The following is a 1,920-nucleotide window of genomic DNA, read 5'->3' on the forward strand; positions in this document are numbered from 1 at the left end:
CGGCCAGCAGGACACCACGACGTGCTGCGGTCGCCGACTCCGGTCGGTCGCGCCACTCGTAATAGCCCGACCGGGACACCTCCAATTCCGTGCACATCATCACGATGGGAAAGTCAGCCTTCTCGGCGTCGATAAGCTCGTAAACGTCGCTTACCGATGATCCTGAGCGAAGAAGGCCGCGGCTTTTTTCAGGAACTCGTTCTGCAGCCGCAACTCCCGGTTCTCACGTTCGAGTTCCTTCAACCGCGCCCGATCCGGCAAAGCCAGGGGCTGTTCTTCCACAGGGTGACTCTTCCTATACGCGCTGACCCAATTACCGAGAGTGCCGTCCAACAAGCCGAGTTCCCGCGCGACGACCGCGATCGGACGTGACGTCTCGATCACCATCTTCACCGCCTCATCGCGGTACTCCTGCGAGTAGGACCGTTTCTGCCGCGCCATGCCCATCTCCATCCCAGACCGAGATCATATTAGATCCCCTGTCCGGAAACTTCGTGGCAGCTCAGTTGGTCCACCAGGCGTTCAGGCGGATGAGGTTGATCGCGGTCGCGGCGAAGGTGTGTTCGAGGGTGACTTTGCTCAGGCCGGTGTAGCGGGCTTGGTGGATGCCGGTGACGGCGGTGGTTTGGTGGATGGTGGCTTCGATCCCGGCGCGGGCGCGGTAGGTGTGTTTCCACGCCGGGGTTTGTTGCTCGGCGCGGGCCTGGCGCAGGGTGTCGTGCAGGTGGCGGGGTTGCAGCGTCAACTGTCGGCCGGAGCGCTGCGAGCGGGTGCACGCGGTGCGGGCCGGGCAGATACTGCAGGTGCTGGTCGGGAAGCGGACCACGATGGCGTCGTGGCCGTTCTGGCGGGTGGGGTGCCAGCTACCCGAGTGGTGGCCTTGCGGGCAGGTCGCTTGCTGGTGGTCGAAATCGATGGTGAACGCGGCCTGGGTGAAACCGTTGTTAGTGCGGGCGGGGTGGCAGGAATCACCACGCATCGGGGCGATCAGGCTCACCTGGTACTCGGTGCGGCAGGCCAGCAGGTTCGTCGTGGAGGGGTAGCCGGCGTCCATGAGGTGTTCGGCCGGTAGCAGACCCCGACCGGCGAGCATCGCATTGATCGGCATCGTCATCGTTGAGTCGGCCACCGCGGCGTGGGTGGTGACCACGTTCGTGATCAGGTTCGGTGGGCGGGTGGGATCGGTACCACCGCCGGGGGTGGGGGTGTTGTCGCAGGTTTCACTGATATGGACTTTGTAGCCCTGCCAGCGGTGGCCGCGTTTCTCGCTGTAGCGGGCATCGATGTCATACGGGGAGATGATCCTGGTTCTGCCCGGCAGGCTCACCGTCGATATCGGCGTCCCGCCAGATCACCTCCCGCCCAGCCTCGCCGCGAACGTATTGCTGGATCCACACCTGGCGCAGCACCTCGACGGCGGGGATCTCACCCAGCCAGGGCGGGGCCTGCCCGTCGAAGACCGCGGCCAGCAGTTGGTAGCCGTCCGTCCCGACCTGGGCGGCGAGTTTCCGCCGGCCGGGCTGGTCTTTCGGCAGCCGCCATTCATCGATCCGGGCACCGTATCGTCGGACCATCGCCGCGTCGACGTGCTCAGCCGCCCACCGCGGTGCCGCCACCGTCAGGGCTTCGAGGGCCGCCCGCAGCGTCTCACCGACCATCTCCAGACGGTTGAGATCACGAACCGCGGCCATCACATACGTCGCGTCGGTGCGCAGCCGACCCCGGGCTTTGACCAGGCCCTGCTCGACCAGCCGGTCCAGGAGAGTCTGGAACGCCACACCCTGCAGATCATGGGTGACCAACCGGGTCCGGAACTGTGACAACACACTGAAATCAAAACCCGGATCCGTCAACACCAAACCCAAACAGTATTTCCAGTCGATCCGCCCCCGGACCGCGTCAGCGGCCTGCCGGTCGGTG

At 65.2% G+C, this 1,920-nt stretch carries 3 protein-coding genes; all 3 read right to left on the reverse strand.

Annotation, left to right across the window (positions count from 1 at the left end; all coding sequences use genetic code 11):
- Positions 1-150: 150 nt before the first annotated feature.
- Entirely contained in the window at positions 151-441 is a 291-nt protein-coding gene (locus DMB66_RS60835; protein ID WP_158647708.1) for a transposase, read from the reverse strand.
- Between the two features lie 61 nt (positions 442-502).
- On the reverse strand, positions 503-1,327 hold the full coding sequence (locus DMB66_RS60840; protein WP_158647760.1) for a transposase: 825 nt from the start codon (positions 1,325-1,327) through the stop codon (positions 503-505).
- The coding region (locus DMB66_RS60845) for a transposase (protein ID WP_199753355.1) at positions 1,287-1,920 on the reverse strand (634 nt) is incomplete at its 5' end. The genes DMB66_RS60840 and DMB66_RS60845, both read right to left, overlap by 41 nt.

The sequence above is a fragment of the Actinoplanes sp. ATCC 53533 genome (assembly GCF_003947245.1).

Coding starts and splice junctions, on each gene's coding strand:
- DMB66_RS60835 (WP_158647708.1), bottom strand. CDS start 441: ATGGCGCGGCAGAAACGGTCCTACTCGCAGGAGTACCGCGATGAGGCG.